The sequence below is a fragment of the Arabiibacter massiliensis genome, assembly GCF_902386925.1.
In the GTDB taxonomy this organism is placed as follows: Bacteria; Actinomycetota; Coriobacteriia; order Coriobacteriales; family Eggerthellaceae; genus Arabiibacter; species Arabiibacter massiliensis.
The window spans coordinates 2,006,203-2,031,548 of the sequence record NZ_LR698996.1 but is presented as its reverse complement, the minus strand read 5'-3'; the positions used below and the strand labels follow the sequence as shown (position 1 = coordinate 2,031,548).

At 67.4% G+C, this 25,346-nt stretch carries 18 protein-coding genes; 12 read left to right on the top strand and 6 right to left on the bottom strand.

Annotated elements, in window-relative coordinates; translation table 11 throughout:
• Positions 1 to 9: 9 nt before the first annotated feature.
• The 4 genes from FX134_RS08720 to FX134_RS08705 all read right to left on the bottom strand — a co-directional run bounded on the left by FX134_RS08720 (position 10) and on the right by FX134_RS08705 (position 4,293).
• Positions 10 to 1,176: a 5-oxoprolinase subunit C family protein gene (locus FX134_RS08720; RefSeq protein ID WP_080800543.1), complete on the bottom strand. Its 1,167-nt coding sequence runs from the start codon at positions 1,174 to 1,176 to the stop codon at positions 10 to 12.
• A 1-nt stretch (position 1,177) separates the two neighbouring features.
• Positions 1,178 to 1,906, bottom strand: coding sequence for a 5-oxoprolinase subunit PxpB (gene pxpB / locus FX134_RS08715; protein WP_080800540.1), 729 nt, complete (start codon positions 1,904 to 1,906; stop codon positions 1,178 to 1,180).
• A 69-nt stretch (positions 1,907 to 1,975) separates the two neighbouring features.
• Positions 1,976 to 2,998 (bottom strand): YdcF family protein, encoded by a 1,023-nt coding sequence (locus FX134_RS08710; RefSeq protein WP_080800536.1) that lies wholly within the window; start codon positions 2,996 to 2,998, stop codon positions 1,976 to 1,978.
• Positions 2,977 to 4,293: an MFS transporter gene (locus tag FX134_RS08705; RefSeq protein WP_080800533.1), complete on the bottom strand. Its 1,317-nt coding sequence runs from the start codon at positions 4,291 to 4,293 to the stop codon at positions 2,977 to 2,979. The genes FX134_RS08710 and FX134_RS08705 overlap by 22 nt, the downstream gene beginning before the upstream one ends.
• 105 nt (positions 4,294 to 4,398) lie before the next feature.
• Between FX134_RS08705 and FX134_RS08700 the strand changes: the two genes are divergently transcribed.
• The 4 genes from FX134_RS08700 (at position 4,399) to FX134_RS08685 (ending at position 9,382) form a co-directional block, all read left to right on the top strand.
• Positions 4,399 to 5,112, top strand: coding sequence for a sulfite exporter TauE/SafE family protein (locus tag FX134_RS08700; protein ID WP_080800530.1), 714 nt, complete (start codon positions 4,399 to 4,401; stop codon positions 5,110 to 5,112).
• Positions 5,113 to 5,184: 72 nt separating this feature from the next.
• Positions 5,185 to 5,628: a universal stress protein gene (locus FX134_RS08695; protein ID WP_080800528.1), complete on the top strand. Its 444-nt coding sequence runs from the start codon at positions 5,185 to 5,187 to the stop codon at positions 5,626 to 5,628.
• Positions 5,629 to 5,753: 125 nt separating this feature from the next.
• Positions 5,754 to 7,601: a sensor domain-containing protein gene (locus FX134_RS08690; protein ID WP_080800525.1), complete on the top strand. Its 1,848-nt coding sequence runs from the start codon at positions 5,754 to 5,756 to the stop codon at positions 7,599 to 7,601.
• Positions 7,598 to 9,382 carry a putative bifunctional diguanylate cyclase/phosphodiesterase gene (locus tag FX134_RS08685; RefSeq protein ID WP_080800522.1) on the top strand — a complete coding sequence of 595 codons (1,785 nt, stop codon included), beginning with the start codon at positions 7,598 to 7,600 and terminating at the stop codon, positions 9,380 to 9,382. Before FX134_RS08690 ends, FX134_RS08685 begins: the two co-directional genes overlap by 4 nt.
• A gap of 6 nt (positions 9,383 to 9,388) precedes the next feature.
• Here the strand turns inward: FX134_RS08685 and FX134_RS08680 are convergent, their stop codons facing one another.
• Both FX134_RS08680 and FX134_RS08675 read right to left on the bottom strand, forming a co-directional pair.
• Positions 9,389 to 9,730 (bottom strand): hypothetical protein, encoded by a 342-nt coding sequence (locus FX134_RS08680; RefSeq protein WP_080800519.1) that lies wholly within the window; start codon positions 9,728 to 9,730, stop codon positions 9,389 to 9,391.
• A gap of 153 nt (positions 9,731 to 9,883) precedes the next feature.
• On the bottom strand, positions 9,884 to 11,662 hold the full coding sequence (locus FX134_RS08675; protein WP_080800515.1) for an FAD-dependent oxidoreductase: 1,779 nt from the start codon (positions 11,660 to 11,662) through the stop codon (positions 9,884 to 9,886).
• A 231-nt stretch (positions 11,663 to 11,893) separates the two neighbouring features.
• Here FX134_RS08675 and FX134_RS08670 point away from each other — a divergent pair, with 231 nt between their 5' ends.
• The 8 genes from FX134_RS08670 (at position 11,894) to FX134_RS08630 (ending at position 25,335) form a co-directional block, all read left to right on the top strand.
• On the top strand, positions 11,894 to 13,351 hold the full coding sequence (locus FX134_RS08670) for a helix-turn-helix domain-containing protein (protein WP_232050885.1): 1,458 nt from the start codon (positions 11,894 to 11,896) through the stop codon (positions 13,349 to 13,351).
• Between the two features lie 524 nt (positions 13,352 to 13,875).
• On the top strand, positions 13,876 to 15,156 hold the full coding sequence (locus FX134_RS08665; protein ID WP_080800509.1) for a hypothetical protein: 1,281 nt from the start codon (positions 13,876 to 13,878) through the stop codon (positions 15,154 to 15,156).
• A gap of 175 nt (positions 15,157 to 15,331) precedes the next feature.
• A complete protein-coding gene (locus tag FX134_RS08660) occupies positions 15,332 to 16,516 on the top strand; it encodes a pyridoxal phosphate-dependent aminotransferase (RefSeq protein ID WP_080800507.1) in 1,185 nt (394 codons plus the stop codon).
• 549 nt (positions 16,517 to 17,065) lie between these two features.
• Complete coding sequence (locus tag FX134_RS08650; RefSeq protein ID WP_197735976.1) at positions 17,066 to 19,570, top strand: ROK family protein; 2,505 nt, start codon at positions 17,066 to 17,068, stop codon at positions 19,568 to 19,570.
• Entirely contained in the window at positions 19,567 to 21,708 is a 2,142-nt protein-coding gene (locus FX134_RS08645; RefSeq protein ID WP_172623436.1) for a sensor domain-containing diguanylate cyclase, read from the top strand. Before FX134_RS08650 ends, FX134_RS08645 begins: the two co-directional genes overlap by 4 nt.
• The gene (locus tag FX134_RS08640) at positions 21,705 to 22,898 is read left to right on the top strand and encodes an SLC13 family permease (protein ID WP_232050884.1); all 1,194 of its coding nucleotides are present in this window, start codon (positions 21,705 to 21,707) and stop codon (positions 22,896 to 22,898) included. Before FX134_RS08645 ends, FX134_RS08640 begins: the two co-directional genes overlap by 4 nt.
• A gap of 208 nt (positions 22,899 to 23,106) precedes the next feature.
• Complete coding sequence (locus tag FX134_RS08635) at positions 23,107 to 23,901, top strand: ABC transporter substrate-binding protein (protein ID WP_080800496.1); 795 nt, start codon at positions 23,107 to 23,109, stop codon at positions 23,899 to 23,901.
• 15 nt (positions 23,902 to 23,916) lie between these two features.
• The gene (locus tag FX134_RS08630) at positions 23,917 to 25,335 is read left to right on the top strand and encodes an amino acid ABC transporter permease (RefSeq protein ID WP_080800493.1); all 1,419 of its coding nucleotides are present in this window, start codon (positions 23,917 to 23,919) and stop codon (positions 25,333 to 25,335) included.
• Positions 25,336 to 25,346: the final 11 nt, after the last annotated feature.

Here is a 25,346-nt window from a genome sequence, read left to right as displayed (position 1 = left end):
CTCGTTCGTTCATGCCTTCGTCGAATCGGCTGCCCCGGCGCTCGATCCGGCGCGGCTGCCGTACGTGGTGCTCAAATCGTTGCGGTTGCCCACCCGCTCGGCCCGGTCCGCCCGGTCGATCCACAGCGTGTCGGCCTGCGTGCGCCGCGCCTGCTCCTCCAGTATGGGGGTGAGCCGGCGCGCGGTGCGGCGCGGCGAGATGCCGTCGGGGCTGGGCCGTCGCACCTTGAGCGCGAGCATCTCGAACAGCTTCGCCTCCTCGCGCATGAGCCGCTGCGCCTCCTGCACGCTCACGGGCTCGAAGCGCACCTTGCGCCCCGGCGGCCGCTGCACGAGCTTCGGTATGTCGACGGAGGCGATGGTGCCGATCTTCGCGTAGCCGCCGGTGGTCTGGCGGTCGGTCAGCATAATGATGGGCCGGCCGTGCGAGGGAACCTGCACGGCTCCGAACGCGATGCCGTCAGATATGATATCCGAGCCGTGTTTCGTCCCGATTTCCGGGCCGTCCAGGCGGTATCCCATGCGGTCGCACTTCGAGGTGGTCGTGTAAGCTTGGCCGTAGAACGTCTCGATGCCCTCGGGGGTGAACATGTCCTCCTGCGGGCCGGGTACCACGCGCAGCACCACCTCGTCGCAATCGAAGCCGTAGAAGCCGGCGTCGCCGTCGATGCGGTGCGAGCCCAGGTTGGGCAGGAAGTCCACGTTCTTCGTGGTGAACGGCACGTAGTCGCCCACGATGAGCGCGCGTCCCTTCCACCCGCCGAACTCGCACTTGAGGTTGGTGGAGCGGCTGCCCATCACCTCGGGCACGCGCACGCTGTTGCCGGCGATGGCCAGGTATCCGTAGCAGCCCGTCTTGGACGCCTTGAACCGCAGGATGGAGCCGCGCCGCACCATGACGGCGGTGTACTGGGGCACGGGCTCGCCGTCGATGGTGGGGGAGAAGTCGCCTCCGGTGATGGCGATGTAGGTGCTCGTGGTGAAGCGCAGCGCGGGCCCGGCCAGCGCGAACTCGAGCACGGGCGCGTTCGGGTCGTTCTCCACCAGCAGGTTGGCGATGGCGAAGGCGCGGTGGTCCATCACGCCGTTGGTGGAGAAGCCGCTGCCCTGGTAGCCGAAGCGGCCGGTGTCCTGGATGGTGGTGATCACGCCGGGTTTCTTGACGACCAGTCCCATGTCACTCGCCCTCCACGAAGATGCCGTACGAATACGTGCCCGCCGCCAGCTGGGCCTCGATGGCCGTGTACTCGTCGGGGCTGATGGGCACGAAGCGCAGGTACTCGCCGGCCGCGTAGAGGATGGGCTCGGCCCGGTCGGGGTCGTAGGGCTTGAGCGGCGTGCGCCCGATGATCTGCCAGCCGCCGGGCGAGGCGAGCGGGTAGATGCCCGTCTGCGCGCCGCCGATGCCGACGCTGCCCGGTTCGATGCGCGTGCGCGGCGTGGCCAGGCGCGGCGTGTGCAGCCGCTCGTCGAGCCCGCCCAGGTAGGCGAAGCCCGGCAGGAAGCCCAGCATGTCGATGAGGTAGTCGCGGCTCGTGTGGACGGCCACCACCTCTTCCTCCGAAAGCCCCGCGTGCGCGGCTACGTCGGCCAGGTCGGGGCCGAACTCGCCGCCGTAGCACACGGGGATGGGCACGATCTTGCGCACCGACAGATCGGCCTCGCCCACGTCGCGCAGCTTGCCGCGCAGCTTGGCCGACAGCTCGTCGAACGTGACGAGCAGGGGGTTGTAGTACACCATGAGAGAGCAGAACGTGGGCACGAGCTCCGTGACGCCCTCGATGGGGTCGTCCGTGAGGTTCTCGGCGGCCATGCGGATCTTGGCGCTCGTCTCCGGGGAGATCGCATGCGCGAACTCCAGGTTGAGCGCCGAATCGCCGGCGATGGTTATGCTGAATCCTGCCATGCTGTTCCGTTCTTGATCATGCACATGCTGAAAAAGGTATCCGGAGATTGTAGCACAGCGAGGTGTTCGTCAGTTGAACAGGCCCGGCGGGATGGTCACGTAACGCCACGCCTCCAGGAACAGCACGGCTTCGGCGAATAGCAGCACGCTTGTCTTGTGGCGGAACACGAACGCCATCATCTCGCGGGTGGTGAGGCCCGCGAGCAGCGGCCCGCGCGGGGCCCGCGCGGAGACGCCCTGCGCGTCGATGCCGGCCGCCGCCGCGTTCGCCAGGCCGCGCAGCAGATGGAACCCGCTCGTCACCACCAGGCAGCGCGCCTGCCCTCGCACGCCCTCGATCAGCGCCTGCGAGCGCTCCATGTTCTCGCGCGTGGTGCGCGACTTCGCCTCCACCAGCAGCTTCTCGTCGGGCACGCCGCGCTCGCGCAGGTAGTCGCGCATGGCCTCGGCCTCGGGGCGCGTGCCGGCGAAGCACTGGCCGCCCGACAGCAGAAACGTCGCCCGGCGCCCGTCGGTCTCCCAGCGCGCGAGCGCCTCGTCGAGCCGCGCCACGAGGATGGGGTGCATGCGGTCGCCGTCCAAGCGGTGCCCGAGCACCATGATGACGTCGAAGGGCCGCCGGTTCGCGCCCGAGCGCAGGTAGAGCGCCGTGGCCAGCGCGTAGGACGCGTACATGAACGGGATGTAGCTGAACAGGGCCGCCAGCATGTCGAAGCCCAGGTCGAGCTTCGTGGCGGGCAGCCCCAAATTGAAGTACGCCACGTGGTAGGCCGCCAGCCCCACCGCCGCCACGCCGCCGGCGAGCGCGACTTTGTGCGAGGCGGTGAAGCGCTCGGCGGGCAGCACGGTGGCCGCGTAGACGAACAGGATGACGGCCGAGAACAGGGGCCCTGCCGTGTACAGGAGCAGCCACACCGCGCGGTTCACGTCGGCGAGCGGCGAGCCTTGCACGCCCATGAGCGCGGCGTCGGCGGCGAACAGCGCCGTGAGCAGCGCCATGAGCGCCAGGGCCGCTGGCACGAGCGTGCGCGGGTCGCGGCGAAACGAGACGACGGCGGCCGCAAGGCAGCCTATGATGATGAGCGCGTACAAGGCGGGGCCTCCTCTTCGGGGTTGGCAGAGTCGGGGGCGAGGGGCGCGGGCCGGTTGGCTCGCCCGCCGCCCGCCGCATCTGCGACCGGATCATTCGCGCCGCCCGCCGCATCCTTGCGCGGCCGGCGCACAAGCAGCGCCGCCACCACGATGGCGCCCGCGGCCGCCGCCGCGCTGCCTGTCGCCATGACGGCGGGAAGCCCGATGGTGTCGAGCAGTACGCCGCCGATCAGGCTCGCAAGCGCTAAGCCCAGCGTGTTGGCGGTCGTCACGAGCGCCTGGCCCTTGGCGGTGTCGGCAGGTCTCATGACCCTGTTCGCGTATTCCACTATGGCGGGGACGTACAGCCCGAACGAAAGGGCCTGCACGAGCTGCGCCGCGAAAATCAGAGTCACCGTGGGCGCAAGCCATAGGGTCAGCATCCTTGCCAAAAAGGCGAAGCCTGATGCCGCCAAAACGAGCTCGCAGCTCACGCGGCGGCGCAGCACGACGTAGCTGGCCATCACCGGCAGCTCGATGCAGGCGGCAACGGCGGTGGCGATGCCGAAATCCGACTGGCCGCCGCCCGCGTGCTCGACGATGGTGATAAGGAACACTGCCACGCTGTAGTGGCTGAACATGAGCAGGAAGCAACCCGCCAGCACCAGGCAGAACAGGCGGTACGCTCGGGGAAACGCCCGCGTGGGCGTTGGCTCGTCCGCAGCGTGCTCGCGGGCTTCGGGGTCGCGCGCTTCGGCAAGCGGGAAGGCGAGCACGGCGAGTGCGATGGCGATCCAGCACGCGATGATCACGTCGTCGATAAGCGTAGGCCCGATACCGCTCACCAAGAGGCCGATGAACGCCGCCGACGCGCCATACGCCACCGACCCGACGCCGCGCGCCAAGCCGAAGTTGACGCGCTTGCCGTGGGCGACGCCCAGCACGTTGAGCAGCGGTTGCACCGTTATCGTCAAGATCGTGGTGGCCATGTACAGCGCGAAGACGCCGGCGAGCGACGAGGCGAGCTCAAGCCCCATGCCCGCCATCACGCCCAATGCGGCGAAGGCGTAGATAACCTGCTTGAGGGAGAAGCGCGTCATCCGGTCGACGAATGCCCCCATCAGCGGTTGGAGCGCGCAGGTAAGCAGATTCGCCAGCGCTATGAGCAGTCCGGCTTGCGCGTAGGTGAACCCGTATTGCAAAAGGTACAGGGCCGCGAACGAGCACACGGCGCAGTTCTCGAACCAGTAGGCGATCTGCACCAGGCAGAAGCGCGGGTTCAGGAAACGAGGCTGCTCGCATCCGATATGGTGCATGTCGCCCGGTCCCCTTTCCTGATCGCGTTCGCCCTGTGCTAGTATACGAAAGCACGCACACCAATTCGCTATCGAGCAAGCCACCCCAACAGACGAAGGAGGCCCATGGAAAAGGTCCTGTTTCTTGCGGCGTTCTTCTTCGCCTATACCGTGCAGGCCATCACGGGCTTCGCGGGCAACATCTTCGCCATGCCGGTGGGCACAATGCTGCTCGGGCTGGAGTCCACCGTGTCGGTGCTCAACGCGATGGGGTTCTTCGCGTGCGGGCTGCTCACGGTGCTCAACATCAAGAGCGTGAACTGGCGCGAGCTGGGCAAGATCCTCGCCGTCATGGTGGTATTCATGTTCGTGGGCATCTGGCTGGACACGCTCATGCCGCTGCACGTGCTGCTGAAGGTGTACGGCGCGGTGATCGTGGTCATCGGCGCGAAGAACCTCATCCGCCCCCAGACGAAGTTCCTGCCCGAGTGGGTGCTCTGGATCGTGCTCGCGCTGGCGGGGCTCATCCAGGGCATGTTCGTGTCGGGCGGCGCGCTGCTCGTGATCTACGCGGTGCAGAAGCTGCGCGACCGCCAGCAGTTCCGCATCACGCTTTCGGCCACGTGGACGGTGCTCAACTTCATCTACGCGGCGGTGGCGTTCCAGCAGGGGCACTTCACGGGCGACGTCGTGCAGATCATCGTCTTCTGCATCCCGCTCGCGGTGATCGCCACGTTTCTGGGCAGCAAGCTGCAGAAGCGCATCAGCCAGGAGAAGTTCCTCAAGCTCACCTACGTGCTCATCCTGTGCATCGGCGTGCTGCTGCTGGTGACAAGCTGAGGGCTGCGCCGGGAGGCAGGTGCGGTACAATAGCGGAAAGCCCGCCTGACGGGGCCGACGGAAGGAGCTTTTATGGCGCAGGAATACACCAAGATCTTCGCGGCACTCGACGGTGCCTCGACGCAGGAGGCGGTGGCCGAGCGGGCGATCGCGCTTGCGGCCGACAACCATGCCGCGCTCGTGTTCGGGCACGTGATCGACTCGGTTCCCTACGAGGCGTCCGGCGTGGACTTCGAGGCGCTGTGCGCGGAGGGCAAGAAGCGCATCGAGGGCGAGCTGGCCGGGCTTCTGGACGCGGCGCGCGGCAACGACGCCATCCCGTCGGTGGAGCTCGTGGTGCGCGCCGGCCGCATCAACGACACGCTCGAGCATCAGCTCATCGAGCCGGTGGAGCCCGACCTCATCGTGTGCGGCGAGCGCGGCCTCTCCAACATCAAGTACGCGTTCGTGGGCAGCGTGTCCACGTTCCTCATCCGCAACATGCGCTGCGACGTGCTGGTGGTCAAGCAGGACTGATGCCTGCTTGGTGCTCTTCATCGACTGGTTATCGCAGGTGAAATGCCGTACAATACGGTCAAGACGGACTGCGGGCGAAAGCCGCGCGACAGCTTCGGCCCGCTTGCGTGTGACGGAGGGAGAGCATGGCATCGAGCAACGAGCCGCTTCCGGGCGGCGAGAACCTGACCGGCGCGCATCCGCCCGCCACGGCTTCCGACGAGGAGTACCGCCTGCTGGCGGACATGCTGCACCTCAGCGTGAGCAAGCACAAGCTGGACGAGCACTTCACGCTGGTGTGGGCCAACAAGTATTACTACGAGTTCATCGGCTACGACAAGGACGAGTACGAGGCCACGTTCCACAACCGGCCCGACCTGTACTTCGCCGACCACCCGGACGATCTGGCCGTCCTGGCCAAGCACGTGGTGGACGCCATCGAGTCGGGCGCGGGCGGCTACGAATGCATCGGCGGCATGAGCGTGAAGGGCGGCGCGCGCAAGTGGGTGAAGTACACCGCCACGTTCATCGACGAGTACGTGGACGGCTGCCAGATCTCCTACACCACCATGACCGATGTGACGGAGCTGGTGGAGGCGCAGATGGAGCTGCAGGAGCAGAAGCAGGCCCTCCAGGGGGCCAACGCCGAGCTCGAGCGGCTGGCCTTCGTGGATCCGGTCACCGACGGATTCAACCAGACGCGGTTCGACCTCGCGGCGCGCAAGGCCATCGACGGCACCCCGGTGAAGGGCTTCGAGCTGAAGGCGCGCGAGGCGCTGGACGCGGCGCTTCCCGGCACGTACGCGCTGGTGGCGCTCGACCTGAAGAAGTTCAAGCTGCTCAACGACATCAACGGCACGAAGGCGGGCGACCGCGTGCTGCGCTACATCCACGACGTGCTGCAGCGGCACCTGGAAGAGGGCGAATGGGTGTCGCGCATCAACGCCGACGAGTTCAACCTGCTTTTGCGCCACGACAGCGACGAGGCGCTGCTGGCGCGCATCGACGACATGGTGCAGGACGTGAACAGCTTCAACCGCGGCGTGGAGCGTCCCTACTTCCTGTCGTTCACGGTGGGCGTGTACCCCATCGACGACCCGCGCCTGCCCATGACCATCGTGCGCGACCGTGCGAACGTCGCGCGCAGCTCCGGCAAGGAGGCCGCCTCGGCGCGCCATTTCAGCTGCGTGTTCTACAGCGATATGGACCGGCAGAACCTGCTGCGCGAGCAGGACATCGAGAACCGCATGCGCACTGCGCTGGACAAGGGCGAGTTCGTGGCGTACCTCCAGCCCAAGCAGCGCCTCTCCGACGGGGCCATCGCGGGCGCGGAGGCGCTTGTGCGCTGGATCGACCCGGAGCGGGGCCTCGTGCCGCCGGACGAGTTCGTGCCGTTCTTCGAGCGCAACGGGTTCATCGTGGAGGTGGACCTGTGCGTGTTCGAGCAGGTGTGCGGCCTTCTGGCCTCGTGGATAGACGAGGGGCGCGAGCCGGTGCCTATCTCGGTGAACATGTCGCGGGTGCATCTGCGCGAGCCGGACTTCCTGGCTCCCTACGAGCGCATCCGCGAGCGTTACGGCGTGCCGGCGGCCCTTTTGGAGTTCGAGCTCACCGAGACGCTCGTGTTCGGCGACCCCGAGATGTTCATGGGCGTCATCGACGCCCTGCACGCGCGCGGCTACCGCTGCTCGCTCGACGACTTCGGCAGCGGGTACTCGTCGCTCAACGTGCTGAAGGACGTGGACGTTGACACCATGAAGCTGGACAAGGCGTTCTTCTCGGCGGGCGACGAGGCGAGCGACCGCGAATGGGACGTGGTGGAATCGGTGGTCGAGCTGGCCAAGAAGCTGGAGCTGCAAACGGTGGCGGAGGGCGTCGAGCGCCCCGGCCAGGCGGCGCGGCTGCGCACCATGGCGTGCGATCTGCTGCAGGGCTACGTATTCTCGCGTCCCGTGCCGGTGGACGAGTTCGAGAAACTGCTGTTCGGGAAATGAGGGCGGCCGACGAGGATCTGAGCGCGCAGGCCGGCGGCGACGCCGAGCGGGCGCTGCGGGAGTACAACCTGCTCATGGACATGCTCGGCGTGAGCGTGAGCAAGCACCGCCTGGACGAGGACTTCACGCTGGTGTGGGCCAACGCGCACTACTACGAGTTCATCGGCTATCCTAAAGCCGAGTACGAGCGGCTGTTCCGCAACTCGCCGCGCACGTACTTCGAGGAGGATCCCGAGGACTTCCGCATCCTGTCCCAGCACGTGGCCGAGGCGCTCGCGCAGGGGCGCAGCAACTACGAGTGCATGACCCGCATGTTCGTGAAGGGCGGGCGGAAGCTGTGGGTGAAGTTCGCCGCCACGTTCATCGACGAATACGACGAGGGCTACCAGCTGGCCTACACCACCATGACCGACGTCACGGACTTCATCGAGGCCCAGGAGACGCTCGGTGACCAGAAGCGCCAGCTCGAGCAGGCGAATTCCGAGCTGGAGCGGGTGGCGTTCGTCGATCCCGTCACCGGCGGCTTCAACCAGACGCGCTTCGACCTGGCAGCGCGCAAGGTCATAGATGCCGCGCCGGCGGGGCACTACGCGTTCGTGTCGCTGGATTTGAAGAAGTTCAAGCTGCTCAATGAGATAAACGGCACGGAATGCGGCGACCGCGTGCTGCGCTACGTGCACGACTGCCTGAGCGCGCGCCTGGAGGAGGGCGAGTGCGTCGCGCGCATCGCGGCCGACGCGTTCAGCCTGCTTGTGCGCGCCGACGAGCCCGAGACGCTGCTCGCGCGCATCGACGACATGGTGCAGGATGCGAACAGCTTCAACCGCGGCGTGGAGCGGCCCTACTATCTGTCGTTCACGGTGGGCGTGTACCTGGTGGAGGACAAGGGGCTCTCGCTCACCATCGTGCGCGACCGTGCGAACGTGGCGCGCAACTCCGCCAAGGAAGCGGGCGACACCCGCCATTACACCTGCGCCTTCTACAGCGACGTGGACCGGCAGAACCTGCTGCGCGAGCAGGACGTCGAGAACCGCATGCGCACCGCGCTCGAGCGCGGCGAGTTCGTGGCCTACTTGCAGCCCAAGCAGCGCCTCTCCGACGGGGCCATCGCCGGGGCCGAGGCGCTCGTGCGCTGGATCGACCCGGAGCGGGGCCTCGTGCCGCCCGACGAGTTCGTGCCGTTCTTCGAGCGCAACGGGTTCATCGTGGAGGTGGACCTGTGCATGTTCGAGCAGGCGTGCGCCCTGCTGGCGGCATGGATCGATGAGGGGCGCCAGCCCGTACCCATCTCGGTGAACCTGTCGCGCGTGCATCTGCGCGAGACGGATTTCCTCGCGCCTTACGAGCGCATCCGCGAGCGCTACGGCGTGCCGACCGAGCTCTTGGAGTTCGAGCTCACCGAGACGCTCGTGTTCGAGGACCCGGAGACGTTCGCGGGTGTCATCGACGCCATGCACGCCCACGGCTACCGCTGCTCGCTCGACGACTTCGGCAGCGGCTACTCCTCGCTCAACGTGCTGAAGGACCTGGACGTGGACACCCTCAAGCTGGACCGGGCCTTCTTCTCGCAGGAGGGCGTGGCGGACAAGCGCGGGTGGGACGTGGTGGAGTCGGTGGTCGATCTGGCCAAGAAGCTGGAACTCGAGACGGTGGCCGAGGGCGTGGAGGACGCGGTGCAGGCCCAGCGCCTCGCCGACATGCGCTGCGACCTGCTGCAAGGCTACGTCTTCTCGCGCCCCGTGCCCGTGGACGAATTCGAGCGCCTGCTGTTCGGGGAGTAGGGCGCTTCAGCCCGCAGAGCGCTGCTCGGCGAACGCGACCACGCCCCGGACAGTGCGCTCGAGGCCCTTCCGAATGGCGAGGATGCGCTTTTCGGTGAGGTTCTCGTTGAGGGCGAGAATATCCGTGGCCTCTTCGGCGAATCCGTCGAGTGCGGCGCTGTCAAGCCAGCCGATGTCCTCGCAGCATTCAAGCTGCCTGCGCGCTGACCGGGCGGGATTCGTCCCATAGAAGAACGGCTTGGCACGGTACTCGTAGTCGATGGGGCTTGAGAGCGAGCTCGTCCTGCACCACAGGCTGTTGCCTGAGTCGAACAGCGGAGCCATGCGCACGTATTCCAGCGTTTCCACGTTTCGGATGGCTCCGAAGTTGCGGTAATGTGCCACATTGTATCAGGAGTGCGCAGCCTGCTGGCGGAATCGCGCAGCTTGCCATCGAGACGTCGAAGGCCCCGGGGAGGCGGGGCCTTCGACAAGGAGGAGGGGCGAGGTGCCGGGCCGGGTTTACAGCGTGGCCAGCAGACGGCCGACCAGCATGCCGTGCGTGAGCGCCATGCCGTGGCTGATGCCGGGAGCGGGCAGCGGGTAGTCCACGAGGAAGCGGCCGCCCTGAGCGTTGCCCACGGCGTAGAGGCCCTCGATGGGCGCGTCCTCGGTGTCCATCACATTGAAGCCCGCGTCGGTCTGCAGGCCGCCCATGTTCACGAGGATCACCGTGTCGGTGAGCGGATAGGCGTAGAACGGGCCCTCCTCGATGGGGAACAGGCGGTCGGCGCGCTTGCCGAAGTCCTCGTCATTGCCGGCGGCGGCCAGCTGGTTGTAGCGCTCGATGGTGGCGGTGAGCGCGGCTTCGTCGACCTTCATGAGCTTGGCCAGCTCAGCGATGGAGTTTGCCGTGACGCCGACGGCCTTGTCGCCCTCGAAGTAGCTTGTGAAGCCGGGCGTGTTGCCGTCCTCGTTGTCCTCCTCCGAGATGAAGGCGTTCTTTCCGTAGGAGCCGTTGGGCACGTCCGCGCCCGACTCGACGTACCAGTTCACGTTGCCGTGGCCGGTGTCCATGTACTTGAGCTGGTCCTTCCAGCGGGCGTCGAAGATCTGCCAGGCCGTCTTCTGCGGCAGGCGCGACAGCTGGTTTTGGAACGGCTGGCCTCCCACGTCCTCGTTCATGAAGCGCTCGCCGTTGATGTCCACCAGCAGGAACGCGTCCATGCCGAGCGGGCCGCCCAGGTGGTGCGTCATGGGGGCGTGCGGGCCGTCCTCCATCTTCGCGCCGATCCACATGCCCATCTGCTGGCCGTCGCCCGTGTTCGTCTTCTCGCCCTTGGCGTCGGTATTGGGGAAGATGCTCATGAAGCGGTCGGACCACGGCACGTAGTAGCTCATCATCTCGGCGTTGGAGGCATAGTCGCCCGTGGCCAGCAGCACGGCCTTGCTCGCGGTGATCTTCTTGAAGGCGCCGTCAACGTCTTCGACGATGACGCCCTCCACGCGACCGGAGTTGTTCGGGCGCACCAGCTGGCGGGCGAAGGTGGAGTACAGGAACTGCACGCCGGCGTCCTCGCAGATCTTCACCATGTTCTCGATGTAGGGGCCGTTGTCGGGCAGGCAGATCTGGCAATCGTCGAAGATGGGGTAGAAGTCCTCGGCCACGTTGGCCTCGGTGGGGTGCGGCCAGTGCATCTTGCGCACGCTCATGGTTTTGCCGTCGTAGGGGTCGGCCTCGGCCTCGACGACGTACTGGCCCTCGCTCGCGGCCAGGTACCAGTCGAACGCCTCGCCGGAGTTGTCGGCCCAGAGGTTGAGGATGCGCTGGTTGGGGCGGTAGCCGCACTCCTTCATGATCTGGCCCACCACTTCGTTCTTGTCGATGCGGATGCCCAGGTCCTCCTGGATCTTGCCGCCGATGCAGCCTACCTGGTTGGAGCGGTACTGCCAGGTTTTGGCCTTCTCCACGACGACGATGTTGGTGGCGCCGTTCTCCACCGCGGCGCGCGCGGCGCTGATGCCGGACAGGCCCGCGCCCACGATGACGATGTCGGCCTCGATGGTCTCGGCGATGTCGCCTTCGGCGATGGGCTCGGGGGCGGTCAGGAAGCTCGGGGCGCCTGCGGCGGCCGTCGCGTCGGTTGCGGTGGCGCTCGTCGCGCCCTTGGCGGCGGTGTCGCCGTTCGCCTGCGGGGCGCACCCGGCCAGGCCGGCCGCTCCTGCGGCCACGGCGGCGGTGGCGCCCAAGCCCAGAAACGCGCGGCGGGAAAGCCCTCGATGGTTCGGTGATGCAGTCATGTCATCCTCCCTACGTTGTTGTGCGGTTCTGCGCCGTCCCTCGGTCGGCGCTGGGGAAACCTTACGGCGCGCGGCGTATTTTGCCGCCGTCCCAAAGGGTTGATTGCGCGGGGGTCGAGGCGATATCGACCCAAAGGGTTGATGTCGGGCGCGGCTCGCGCGGACGGCGGAAAAGTCCGGTACAATGGCGGAGGCGGTTTCGGAGATGAAGATCGAGGGGAGGCGGGCGCGGTGCAGACGATTCGCGAGTTCACGCTGCGCTATGCCGGCCTGAGCTTCTACTGGGCCTGGGTGTTCCTGTCGTTCAACTCCCTTGACATCGTCGGCGGCAGCGGGCGGGCCATCTCGCTCGTGCATATGGCGTCGTCCGCGTCGGCCATGGTGATGTTCGCGGCATGCGCGCTGGGATGGCGGGCCGTGGCCGGATGGTCGGCCGGTCGGGTGCGAGCGGTGCTGCTGGCGTGCGGCGCGGCGGGCGCGGCGGCAACGTTTCTGTACGCGTCTCCTTTATTCGCAGGATCGGTCGAGGCGATGGGGGCGGGCGCGGTGGTCACGGGGTTCGCCTGCACGCCGATCGTGCTGGCATGGGGCGTGACGTACGGCGACCTCGACGCGCGCCGTGCGGTGCTGTTCACTTCTATGACGTTTTTCGGCGCGGCGCTGTTGTACGGTGCGGTGTCGTTGCTGGGGGCGGCTTCGGCGTCGATTGCCGTGTCGCTTTTCCCGTTGGCAGCAGCTGCGACGGCGGCTGCGAGCCTACGCGGCTGGCGGGCCGAGCGCCGGCCGGACGCTGGCGGCGAGCCGGCGCGGACGGAGATACGCGAGCTCGTGCGCACGGCGCTGTCGTGGCGGGTGCTCGCGGGCCTGATCGCAGCGCTGTTCGCGTTCGGCGGCCTACGCGTGTACTTCGGCGACATCGCGCCCGACGTGTTCTCCAATCCGGCGCTCATGGCGGGAACCATCGCGCTGGCGGCGCTCATCTTCTTCGTGTACGGCGCGTTCGTGTCGCGCTCGAGCCTCAACCTGGGCGTGCTCTACCGCATCGCCATGTCGGTGTGGGCGCTCGCGTTCGTGCTGATCGCAGTGGTGGGACACGACAATGCCACCATGGTGTTCTTCATGGCAACGCTCAGCTCCGTGCTGTTCGAAGTGCTCACATGGGCGCTGCTGGTGGAGATCGCGCGCACGACGCATTTTTCGGCAGTGCTCGTGTTCGCCATGGGGCGCCTGGCGGTGCACGTGGGCATCGTAGCGGGCGAGCTGACGGCGTTCGCGCTGATCGGCGATCTGGTGCTGTTTGCTGTCGTGGCGGTGTTCGTGCTGGTGATTTCGGCGGGCTTCACGTTCGCCGACCGCGACACCACGTTCGCGTTCGAGAGCCCCACGCCCTCGGAGCTCAAGCGGCTGGCGGGCTCGAGGCCTGCTGCGGACGCGCTGCCGAGCAAGGAGCTGGTGCCCGACGAGGCGGACTTGGCCGCGCGCATCGACGCGCTGGCGGCGCTCTACCAGCTGTCGCCGCGCGAGAAGGAGGTGTTCGCGCTGTGGGTGACGGGCCACGGCTCGAAGTACATCCAGGAGCGGTTCGTCATCTCGCCCGCCACGGTGAAGACGCACGTGCGGCACATCTACGAGAAATGCGACGTCCACAACCGCGCCGAGCTCATGCGCAAGCTGGAGGACGCCCGCTGAGGGCGACGCGCGGAGATGTGGCCGGCCCGTGCGCGAGCCACTCGATGGCCATGACGTTCGGCCGCCTGGCCGGCCGCAACGCCGCCGCCGGCAAGTAACGACCCGGAGGGACAGGGGGACGGTTCCCTTGTCCCCCCTCCTGCGGCAGATTGTCGACCGAAACACACGCCACAGAGCTCTGTGGCGTGCGTTTCGGTCGACAATCGGTTTCGGCGCGGGCGTCGGAAATTCGGCGGCGTCCCCAAAAACGGGCAGGACCCCCGGGGAGGGGGTCCTGCCTTTGAACGCGGGGCTTCTTTGGAGCGCGGATTATGCGGATCCGCTGGGACAGGAACGTTCGAGGCGGCCCGAACAAGGAGGTGCCTTGCGGCAGCGATCGGGCTTGCTTCGCTACTTTCCCGCCTTGGGGTGCACTATACGTCTTCGCTCGCTGAGTATCAATATCTAAGATTCCGATACTTATACTGATGATAATTGATAGTATACTTGCCGAAAGCTGATGTAAACCGGGGCAAGGGGACCGCATGGCGCGAATCGCGACCGAGGACATCGTGGAGTTCATGAGCGACGAGAGCTTCTTCAAGCTGCGCACGGAGATCGACCGGGGCATGCTGCTGTTCGAGGACCTCGACCGCTTCGAGCTGCCTGCCGGCTATACGAAGGAGGAGATCTGGCTCATCCTCGCCGCCGTCCGCAAGCAGGTGGCCATCTTCGTGCCGGACGACCCGTACCGCACGGCCGACTGCTGGTTCGTCACCACGAGCGCCATGGCGTTCGACTCCAAGATGCTCGAGATGCGCTGCATGGCGGGCTTTCCGCTGGACAAGGCGCTCGCGTCGCTCAAGGGCTCGCCGTTCGTCACGCGCTACATCGAGCGGACGCTCGCGCGCGTGCTGGAAACCGAGGGCGCCGCCGTGCTCGACGAGCGCATCCACGAGATATTCCTCGGCGGCCCGCTGCAGACCGACCTCGACCGTTTGATCAGCAATTACTTCGAGGTGAGCAGCGATGCCGACACGCTGGCCCAGCGCGAGATCACCCACGGGCTCATCGAGACGCTGTACTACCGCCTGATCGAAGGCGTGAACGTGGAAGCCCTCCCGCGGCGCGGCGAGGTGTGTCCGCTCGATCCGCGCATCGCCCCGCCCACCTCGGCCGCCGCCATCGACGCCGTGTGCCGGCGCGCCCTGCTCGGCGACGACGAGTTCCGCTTCGGGCCGGTGCTGCGCATCATCAACGTGTCGTGGTTCTTCTGGAACTTCGACGTGTTCCCGTGCCTCAACTCGCTCGTGGGCGTGCTGCTGCGCAACGTCATGGCCATCAAATGGGGCTACCCCGTGCTCAGCTGGCTGCCGGTGGGCTACTACCCCTTCGGCGAGCTGGACACGCCGCTGATGAAGGCCGTGTTCGACACCTGGTCGATGGACTGCGGCTTCGGGTTCGACTTCACCTCGTACTTCGCCATGTACGTGAAGCTGTACCTGGCCGAGCTCGACCGGCTGGAGGCGTCCGTCGAGCAGCTGCAGAAACTGAACGACCTGATCGGCCGCACATTCGGCGCCGACCTCAACCATCGGCAGCGCTCCATCCTGTCGGCGCTGTGCAACGAGCCCGACGCGCTTCTGCGCATCGGCCCCCACCAGCGCACGTTCCGCGTGGCCTACGCCACGGCGCGCGGCGACTTCCTGGAGCTCGAGCGCAAGGGCTACCTGGTGCGCGGCCAACAGGGCCGGGCGTTCGTCTACCAAGCCGGCCCCGAGCTGCGCGAACGGATCGTCAGCCTGGGCGAGGCGGCGCTCGGCTAACGAATCGTCCAAAAATCGTCCAATCTACCGAGCGGCGTGGTAGATTGGACGATTCGACGGTCCGTCTCGGGCGAAACCGCCGCGTTCGCACGCAGCAGGCGCCCGGGGCCGCGACGTTGTGCTACCCTGATGCATCATCGAAAACAGGCGGCAAGCGCAAAGGACGTGGTGCGATATGGTGAACGAGAGGATGTACGGGCTGGGGGCCGAGCCGTCGGCGATTCGCGAGCTGTTCGCGTACGGCATGGCGCGCAAGGTCGAGATCGGCGACGAGAACGTGTTCGACTTCAGCATCGGCAACCCCAGCGTGCCCGCGCCCGACGCCGTGAAGCAGGCCGCGCAGGAACTGCTCGAGCAGCCGGCCGTGTCGCTGCACGGCTACTCGCCCGCGTCCGGCGTGCCCGAGGTGCGCGCGACCATCGCCGACAGCATCCGCCGCCGCTTCGGCATCGACGCCTCGCCCGAGAACATCTACATGACCGTGGGCGCAGCGGCCTCCATCGCCATCAGCGTGTCCGCCATCACGGAGCCGGGCGATGAGATCATCGTGATCAGCCCGTATTTCCCCGAGTACAAGGTGTGGATCGAGACGGCCGGCTGCACCTGCGTCGAGGTGCCCGCGCACGTGCCCGATTTTCAGCCCGACCTGGAGGCGCTCGCCGCCGCCATCGGCCCCAAGACGAGCGCCGTCATCATCAACACGCCGAACAACCCGGTGGGCGCCGTGTACAGCGAGGAGAGCCTGCGCGGCCTGGCCGATCTTCTGGCCGCCAAGGAGCGCGAGCTCGGCCGCGAGCTGTACCTGATCAGCGACGAGCCGTATCGCGAGATCGTCTACGACGGCATCGAGGTGCCCTACGTGCCCAACGTGTACCCGCGCACGCTCGTGTGCTACTCGTACTCCAAGTCGCTCTCGCTTCCGGGCGAGCGCATCGGCTACGTGTACGTGTCCGATCTCATGGATAACGCCGCCCAGGTGAACGCCGCCGTGGCCGGCGCGGGCCGGGCGCTCGGCTATATCTGCGCGCCGGTGCTGTTCCAGCGCGTGATCGCCGCGTGCGTGGACGAGCCCTCCGACGTGGCCTCCTACGCGGCCAACCGCACGCTGCTTACCGAGGGCCTACGCGAACTGGGCTACGAGTTCGTGGAGCCGCAGGGCGCGTTCTACCTGTGGGTGCGCGCTTTGGAAGACGACGCGCAGGCGTTCAGCGACCGCGCGAAGGCCCACGAGCTGCTGCTGGTTCCGTCCGACAGCTTCGGCGTGGGCGGCTGGGTGCGCGTGAGCTACTGCATCGCCCGCGACACCATCGAGCGCGCCATGCCCGCCTTCAAGGCCCTCATGGAGGAGTACCGAGGCTAGCCGATTCGGCTCTCCCGCAGGACGCGTGGACAGAATCGGCCTTCGGGACTGATTTCAGCAGGGGAACCCCGGGCGCGAGTTTTCGCGACCAGGGGTTTCTCTCTTTTTCGGCTCCGTTGCGCCCGAAAAATCAGTCCCGAAGGCCGATTCTGTCCATGATACTGCAAGTCGTCAAATGTTTCACGTGAAACATTTGTGCTGAAAGCGCTGGCGGCATGTACGGGCGATCTTCGCTCCAAAAACACGCTCCACACGCTGAGGCGTGTTTTTGGAGCGAAGATCGTGATTCCGAGACGGCTCGGCTGCGCCGACGTTCGGGGAGGACGCAGGAAGCTGCCGTATGCCTTCACTGAGCAGGGCGTCGCGATGCTCTCCGTGGAGCTTCGCCGTGGTCCGCATCGAAGACGGGGCTCTACTGGTCGACATCCTGATGAGGCTGGCGGCCTAGCGAGCTCCATCCCGCGCCTGGGGTTTCGCATGCCTGGCGTTTGAATCGATTTTTGAGGCCCGGTTCCTCCCGGCCCTCCCACGCGCTACACTGGCATGATCATGAGAGAGCGAATCTACCAGATCGTGCAGCGCGCCCGCCCGGGCGACAAGGTGAGCCACGCCTACGATGCCTTCATCGTGGCGGTGGCCTTCGTGAGCATCGTGCCGCTCATGTTCCGCCCGCAGGACTCGAACCCCCAGCTGGACGCCGTGCTGAACATGGTGGACGTGGTCACCGTGTACATCCTGTTCTTCGACTACCTGCTGCGCTGGATGACGCACGACCTCAAAACGGGGAAGAAGGGCTGGCGCGAGTTCGCGAAGTACCCCTTCACGCCGCTCGCCATCGTCGATCTGCTGGCCATCCTGCCGTCGCTCGGCGTGCTGCCCGAATCGTTCAAGTTCCTGCGCGTGCTGCGCGTGACGAAGATCTTCCGCTACTCGAAGAGCCTCACCATCGTGGGCAACGTGTTCCGCGCCGAGAAAAGCACGCTGCTGTCGGTGCTGGGCGTGGCCGTCATGTACATCTTCGTGAGCGGGCTCATCATGTTCGTGAACGAGCCCGACACGTTCGACAACTTCTTCGACTCGCTGTACTGGGCCACCACGGCGCTCACCACCGTGGGCTACGGCGACGTGTACCCGGTCACCGACGTGGGGAAGTTCATCTCGATGGTGTCGTCGCTGTTCGGCATCGCCATCATCGCGCTGCCGGCCGGCATCATCACGGGCGGCTTCCTCGAGCAGGTCCGCCGCTGCCAGGCCGACAGCGAGGCGTACTTCCGCCCGGTGGAGCACGCGCCCTACCAGGGGCGCACGCCCTTCTCGTACGGCGGCGTGCGCGCCTATGTGCGCGCGCATCCGAAGATGGCGGCCTACGGGGCCACCATGCTCGCGTGCGTGCTGGTGAACCAAGGGCTCTACGCCGCCGCGTCCGCGCTCGGCGCGCCGGTGTGGCTGGACACGACGGGCACGGCGCTCGCGGCCATTTTGCTGGAGCCGGCCGCCGGCCTGATAGTGGGATTCGCGAACAACCTCGTGTTGGCCGTGCAGATGGGCAACGCGGGCAACCTTCTGTACTACGGGCTGAGCGCCGTGAGCGCGCTCGTGTTCGGCCTGCTGTTCGGGCGGGGGAGGAAGGTCACGGCTCGCTCGCTGGGGCTGGCGGCGCTGCTCTTGGTAGCGGTGGAGTCGGCGCTCTCGTGCGCCCTCGCGTTCGCGCTGGCCGACGGGCAGCTCACTACGGCGGCCGAGCGCCTGTACGGCGGCGTGCTGGCGGCGTGGGGCGCGCCCGGGCCGCTGGCTGTGTTCGGCGCGCTCCTGGTTGACAAGCTCATCGACACAGCGGCGGTGTTCGTGCTGGTCATAGCTGCATCGCGCGGCATCATCGGCAGCCGCCTCGACCCGGCGCGCTGGTTCGGCGCGCGCGGGCAGGCGGCGGAGGCGGAACCCGCGTCCGAGCCCGCGCCCGCCCCTCCAGAGCCCGCGCCCTCCCGCGCCGCCGCGCCCGGCGACGACACGGCGGCGGGCCCGCGCTACGTGGTGGGCATCGACGTGGGCGGCACGCATACGAAAGTGGGCGCGTTCACGCTGGACGGCGCGCTCGCGGGCACGCACGTGTTCGACTCGCAGAACGTGCTGGCCGACGGCTCGCACGGCTACCTCGCGCGCGAGATCGGCGCCGTGCTGGACAAGGCGAGCATCGAAGCGGACCGCGTCGCCGCCGTGGGGCTCGCGGTGCCGGGCGCGGTGGCGGCCGAGGAGTCGCTCAAGCTGTGCCCGCACATCGATCTCGACCTGCGCTCCTACAAGGCGTTCCTGCGCTCGGCCTTCCCGAAGGCGGTCGTCGCGGTGATGAACGACGCCGATGCCGCCGCGCTCGGCGATCAGTGGCGCGGCGTCACGGGCGAGCGCGGCGACGAGAACGCCGTGTTCGTCACGCTCGGCACCGGTGTGGGCGCGGGCCTGGTGGCGAAGGGGCGGCCGGTTGCGGGCATGCACGGCGCGGCGGGCGAGATCGGCCACCTGTGCGTCGATCCGGACGAGGACGAGCCGTGCGCGTGCGGGCGCGCCGGCTGCCTCGAGCAGTACGCGTCGGCCACCGGCCTCGTGCACCAGGCGCGCAGGGCCTTCGCCGCCCGTGTCGAAGCCGCCGACCAGGGGCCCGAGACCGCGCGCCGGCAGGCTGTAGAGGCGTTCCCCGATGCGCATGCCGTGTTCGAGGCGGCCGCGCGCCGCGATCCGGACGCCCGCGCGGCGCTCGACCGCTTCTCCGATGCGCTCGGGTTCGGCCTCGCGCAGGTGGCGTGCGTGGTGGATCCTGACGTGTTCGTGCTGGGCGGCGGCCTGTCCGAGCGCGCCGACGACTACCTGGGCTCCGTGCGCGCCCGCTACCGCGCCTGCGCGGTGCCGCCCTGCCGCGACACGCCCATCGTGGCCTCGACGCTCGGCAACGAATGCGGCATCTACGGCGCCGCCTACCGTGCGCTCGAGGTCCTCGCGGACGGCGAAGGGTACGATGGCAACCGCTCGGTTACGGCGGCGAGGGAGGAGGCGAGCCTATGAAAAGCGAACAAGGCGTCGGAAAAGAGACGCGGGCTGTGGACGGCCGCAACTGCGGGGGCGAGCGCAAGCCCTCCTGCGCGGCCGGGCATGGCGTCTGCCAAGGGCGCGAGCTTGTGCGCTACGCGTGCGAGGTGCCGAACCGCCTGTACGATGCCATTCCCTGCGGCATCGTGCACATGACGGCCGAGGAGCACCCCCAGCTCGTGTTCATCAACAAGAAGGGTTGCGACATCCTGGGCTACGCCGATGTCGAGGACTTCCAGCACCATGCCCAGGACAACGCCCTCTTCGCCATCCCCGAAAGCGACGCCGTGCAGGTGCGCAAGGCCATCGACCGGCTGACCGAGGGTGCGCCCGTGTGCGATTTCCATCATCGCATCCGCCGCGCCGACGGCTCCATCGGCTGGGTGCGCGGCACGGCCACCATCGCCGAGGAGGCAAGCGACCCGCCGGTGATCCAGGCCTCGTTCAGCGACGTCTCGCGCGTGCACGAGGCGCGCAACGCACGCGATCGCGAGCGCTACGCCGCCGTGCTGTGCACGGCGTTCGCCGAGGTGTACGAGATCAACACCGCCCACGACACCTGCCGGCTGCTCAAGCTGGCCGTTCCCGGCGAGGAGGCGCCCGAGGCGCTGCCCATCGAAGACGTGCTCGAGCGCTGGGCCGCGCTCATCGTGAGCGACGAGGACCGCGAGCGCGTGCTGGCGGCGGTGCGCTCCTTCAGGCGCGACGAGGCGCCCGGGCCGCTCGTGCTCTCGTACCGCCTGATGTTCGATGCGCGCGAGATGTGGTGCCAGAGCACCTTCCTGCGCATGAACGACGAGAGCTTCCTGTGCTGCAATAAAGACATTTCCGACCGCATGCGCCACGAGAGCGAGGCCATCTCGCGCGCCGTGGGCGACGTGGTGTCCAAGCTGCCGGTGGGCATCGGCGTGTACTCGCTGCGCGGCGACGGCCTGTACCCGCTCTACGCGAGCGACCCGGTGTGCGCCATGCTCGGCTACACGCGCGAGGAGTACGACCGGCGCATCGCGTCGGGCCGGCCGCTGATCGGCAAGGACGAGCTCGACGGCCTGATGAGCCCGGCCGACCGCGACCAGCTCGTCGCCCACGGCTACAACGTGGAGGTGCCGGTGCAGCGCAAGGACGGCTCGTCGTTCATGGTGCGTGTGCGCGGAGCCGCCGAGCGCGTGAGCGATGACGAGATCGCGCTCTACTCGGCCGTGCTCGACATCACCGACGAGCTGCGCGCCCGCCGCGCCACCGCATGGCAGAACGAGCGCTTCCGCATCTTGAGCGAACTTACGCGCGCCATCAGCTTCGACTACGATTCCGAGACGGATACGGTACTCATCTACATCGACGAGGGCGACGGCATGAAGCCCCACGTCATCCACCGGTATTTGGAGAACTTGGAGCAGGAGCGCGTGGGCGTGGTGCACCCCGACAGCATCGGCCCCGTGCGGCAGCTGTTCACCCGCGTGGCGCGCGGCGAGGACAAGCACGCCATGCTCGACTTCCGCGCCGACTACTACAAGACCGGCTTCCGGTGGTACCGCGCCAACCTGTTCGTGGTGGACGACGAGGGCGGCACCTGGCACCTCATCGGCCTCATCCAGGACATCCAGGACGAGCGCGACTTCCGCCAGCAGGCCGAATGCGACCTCATGACCGGCATCAGCAACCACGCCACCACCAAGCGGCTCATCGACGACGTGCTGGCCGATCCGCAGGCGCGCGCCGGCTGCGTGTGCGCGCTCATCGACGTGGACGACTTCAAGAATGTGAACGACCGCTGCGGGCATCTGCGCGGCGACGAGCTTCTGCAGGACGTGGGCGCGTTCATGCGCGGCGCGTGCCGCTCCACCGACATCGTGGGGCGCATCGGCGGCGACGAGTTCGCGCTGCTGTTCCGCGGCATCAAGCTGGAGGACGCCCTGGTCAAGCTTGATTCCATCCGCACGCAGGTGGTGGACCTGACCGCATCGTCCACGGGGCTCTCCGACGTTTCGCTGAGCATCGGCGTGTGCGAGGTGGGGCCCGACGACGGCACGTGCGACGCGGTGTTCGCCAAGGCCGACGAGGCTCTTTACGCCTCCAAGCGCGCTGGAAAGAACCGCGTCACCGTGTACGCGTGATAAACGTGCACGCGCTCGCGGCCTCGCTCATACGGTTCGCGCGCAGGCGCACGGTGCTCGTCGTGTCGGCGGCGGCTGCGCTCGCCACCATGGCGCTCGTGCCGCCCGACGGGGCGTACCTCGGCTACTTCGACCTCAAGACGCTCTCGTGTTTGTTCGGCATCCTGGCCGTGGTGGGGGCGCTGCGCGGCATCGGCGTGTTCGAGCATGCGGCGCGCGTCGCAGTGGCGCGCTTCGCCACCTGCCGCTCGGCCGTGGTGGCGCTCGTGGGCGCGACGCTCGTGCTGTCGATGTTCGCCACCAACGACATGGCGCTCATCATGATGCTGCCGCTTTCGGCCGCCACGCTGCTTCGGGCCGGCTGGGAGCGCGCGCTGCCCTTCGCGTTCATCATGCAGAACCTTGCGGCCAATCTGGGCGGCATGATACTGCCGTTCGGCAACCCGCAGAACCTCTACCTCTACGAGCGCTTCGCCATCCCGCTCGGTGACTTCCTGGCCGTGATGGCGGTGCCGTTCGCGGCGTCGGTCCTGCTTATCACGGCGTGCTGCATGTTGTTCGTGAAGCCCGTGCCGCCGCGCTCGCCCGCGCAGGGGGCCGCGCGTCCCGAACCTGCCGATGCCCCGCGCGTCGATGACCGCCGCCGCCCTCGCGCTCTGGCCTACCTCGCGCTGCTGGCGCTCGTCATCGCCTCGGTGTTCCGGCTCGTACCCTACCCGGCGGCGCTCGCAGTCGTCGTGGCCGCCCTCGTCGTGCTCGACCGCCGCGCCCTGCGCGACGTGGACTGGGGCCTGCTGCTCACGTTCGCGTGCTTCTTCGTGTTCGCGGGCAACATGGCGCGCATCCCGGCGGCGGAGGGCCTGCTCTCGGGGCTCATGGATCGAAGCGCGCTGCTGGTGAGCGTGGGCGCGAGCCAGATCATCAGCAACGTGCCCGCCGCCGTGCTGCTGTCGCACTTCGCCGACGGCTACCAGGCGCTGCTCGTGGGCGTGAACATCGGCGGCGCGGGCACCCTCGTGGCGTCGCTCGCCAGCCTCATCACGTTCAGCCACTACCGCACCGTACGCGCCGCCTTCCCGCGCCGCCCGGAGCTGGCCCGCCAGACCGCGCGCGGCTTCCTGGCGAAGTTCACGGCGTACAACGCCGCCTTCCTCGCCGCGCTGCTGCTCGTCTGCTGGCCGCTTGCGTGAGGGTCGCGCCGCTCCCCGTCGCTCCACCGCAGCAGTGCGCTAAACCGCACGACCCGGGGAAACGACCGTTCGCAGGATGCCGTTCCCGCTCGCAGCTGCCCCTCGGCGGATACCCCTTTGATAAAGCGGCTTGGGAGCCTTATAGTAGTGCGACTGCGTCATCCTTCTTCTCGATGTGCTGTGCGGACGCAGTGGAAAGGGGAGTATCATGAACTTCAAGAAACTGGGCGTCTTCGCGGCGGCCGGCGTGCTGACTGCCTCGCTCGCGCTGTTCGGCTGCTCGTCGGGCGGCGACGGCGGCGGATCCACCACGACGGCGGGCGGCTACGACCTCGTCAACCCCGGCCAGCTGACGGTGGCCGCCTCGCTCGACTTCCCGCCGTTCGAGAACCTCAACGGCGATGCGCCCGAGGGCTTCGCCGTGGACCTCATGGGCCTTCTGGCCGAGGAGATGGGCCTCGAGTGCAACTACCTGCCCTCTACCAAGTTCGACACCATCGTGCCGCTCATCCAGACCGGCGGCAAGGCCGATGTGGGCGTGTCGTCGTTCACCATCACCGACAAGCGCCTGCAGCAGGTGGACTTCACCGACACCTACTGCGACGTGAACCAGAGCATCACCGTGCGCAGCGATTCGGGCATCACCGACGTGAGCCAGCTCGAGGGCAAGAAGATCGGCGCCCAGACCGGAACGACCGGCTACGAATGGGCCGCTGAGAACATCAAGGATGCCGAGGTGACCGGCTTCGACGAGATGACGGCCGTGTTCGCCGCCCTCGACTCCGGTCAGATCGACGGCGTGGCCGTGGATCTGCCGGTGGCCAACTACTACGTGAAGTCCTACAAGGACTGCCAGGTCATCAATGAGATCCCCACGGGCGAGCAGTACGCCGTGGCTGTGAGCAAGGAGAACCCGGAGCTCACGAAGGCCCTCAACAAGGCGCTGCAGGCTGTGCGCGACAACGGCAAGTACGACGAGCTTGCCGCCAAGTGGCTCCAGTAAGCGCCCGCTGACATCATGGGCACGCAAGAGCGCATACTCGTGCGCAAGGGAGGCGTCGCTGCGGTCCTGGCCGTGGCGGCGCTCGCCCTTTCGCTCGCCTTTTCGACAACCGCCCAGGCCTTGGAGGTAGAGCGTTGGACGGCCCAGCCCAACGACGCCGACCTCTCCCAGGTGCTGGGTGCCACGCCCACCCGCGTCACGTGGCAGGGCCAGACCGGCGAGGACGAATCGGTGTCGCAGGTGGTCGTCGACCTGCCGGCCGGCTCCACAGTGGAGGCCGGCAACGTGAAGACGACGGTCATGAACGGGCTTGATCGCCTGGAGTTCGACTCGCAGGTAGAGGTGCGGGACGGCGCGCACGTCACGGTGAGCTTTCCCGAGCCCACGCCCGCCGGCGCGCTCATCATGATCGAGTTCAATCGCACGCTCCTGCCCGGCGAGGGCGGCACGTTCGGCCTGACGGGAAGCTATGCCACCGCCGACGGCACGGCTCTGGACATGCCGGCCACCGACAAGACGTTCGACGTGGTGAGCACCTCGCCGGCGGAGCAGTTCTCCACGTGGCTGGGCATGCAGGACTGGGTGAAGGCATGGAACTCCAATAAGTTCCTGCATCTGTTCTTCGACCCCACCATCATCGTGACGTCGGTGCCCACGGTGTTCGCGGGCTGGCTCATCGCCATCGCGCTCGTCATCGTGAGCTTCCCGCTGGCCATCCCCATCGGACTTCTGTGGTCGTTCATGCGCATGGCCAAGCACCGCGTCCCGCGCGCCATCGGCGCCGCCTACATCAACGTGGTGCGCGGCACGCCGCTGTTCCTGCAGATCTACATCGCGTTCTTCGGCCTGCCGCTCATGGGCATCAAGATGGACCTGTTCGTGCTGGGCACTATCGTGCTCGTGCTCAACTCGAGCGCGTATCTGGCCGAGATCTTCCGCGCGGGCATCCAGTCCATCAACACGGGGCAGTTCGAGGCGGCGCGCTCGCTTGGCATGAACGGCGCGCAGACCATGTTCTTCGTCATCATCCCGCAGACCGTGCGGCGCGTCATCCCCACGATGACCAGCGAGTTCATCCTCATGTACAAGGACACCTCGCTTCTGGCCGCCGTGGGTGTCATGGAGATCATGATGTACGCGAAAACCATCACGGCCGCCACGGGCAACGTGACGCCCTACATCGTGGCCGCGGCGTTCTACCTGATCGTGACCATCCCCATGACCAAGCTCATCAACATGATGGAGGCGCGCATGGCCGGCGGCCGCAAGCGCAAGAAGGGCCTGGGCGACCGCAGCATCACGTCCGAGGAGTCGGTGGTGCCCGATACCGACGCCGCTGTGGCGCGCAGCATCCGCATGTCCGAGACGTTCGCCGGGCCGAGCACCATCGATTTGGACGACGGCCTGGCGCACGGCAACCATATCAGCCATTAAGGAGGTGCGGA

Coding starts and splice junctions, on each gene's coding strand:
- FX134_RS08720 (WP_080800543.1), bottom strand. CDS start 1,176: ATGGGACTGGTCGTCAAGAAACCCGGCGTGATCACCACCATCCAGGAC.
- pxpB (WP_080800540.1), bottom strand. CDS start 1,906: ATGGCAGGATTCAGCATAACCATCGCCGGCGATTCGGCGCTCAACCTG.
- FX134_RS08705 (WP_080800533.1), bottom strand. CDS start 4,293: ATGCACCATATCGGATGCGAGCAGCCTCGTTTCCTGAACCCGCGCTTC.
- FX134_RS08700 (WP_080800530.1), top strand. CDS start 4,399: ATGGAAAAGGTCCTGTTTCTTGCGGCGTTCTTCTTCGCCTATACCGTG.
- FX134_RS08695 (WP_080800528.1), top strand. CDS start 5,185: ATGGCGCAGGAATACACCAAGATCTTCGCGGCACTCGACGGTGCCTCG.
- FX134_RS08690 (WP_080800525.1), top strand. CDS start 5,754: ATGGCATCGAGCAACGAGCCGCTTCCGGGCGGCGAGAACCTGACCGGC.
- FX134_RS08685 (WP_080800522.1), top strand. CDS start 7,598: ATGAGGGCGGCCGACGAGGATCTGAGCGCGCAGGCCGGCGGCGACGCC.
- FX134_RS08675 (WP_080800515.1), bottom strand. CDS start 11,662: ATGACTGCATCACCGAACCATCGAGGGCTTTCCCGCCGCGCGTTTCTG.
- FX134_RS08665 (WP_080800509.1), top strand. CDS start 13,876: ATGGCGCGAATCGCGACCGAGGACATCGTGGAGTTCATGAGCGACGAG.
- FX134_RS08660 (WP_080800507.1), top strand. CDS start 15,332: ATGGTGAACGAGAGGATGTACGGGCTGGGGGCCGAGCCGTCGGCGATT.
- FX134_RS08650 (WP_197735976.1), top strand. CDS start 17,066: ATGAGAGAGCGAATCTACCAGATCGTGCAGCGCGCCCGCCCGGGCGAC.
- FX134_RS08645 (WP_172623436.1), top strand. CDS start 19,567: ATGAAAAGCGAACAAGGCGTCGGAAAAGAGACGCGGGCTGTGGACGGC.
- FX134_RS08635 (WP_080800496.1), top strand. CDS start 23,107: ATGAACTTCAAGAAACTGGGCGTCTTCGCGGCGGCCGGCGTGCTGACT.
- FX134_RS08630 (WP_080800493.1), top strand. CDS start 23,917: ATGGGCACGCAAGAGCGCATACTCGTGCGCAAGGGAGGCGTCGCTGCG.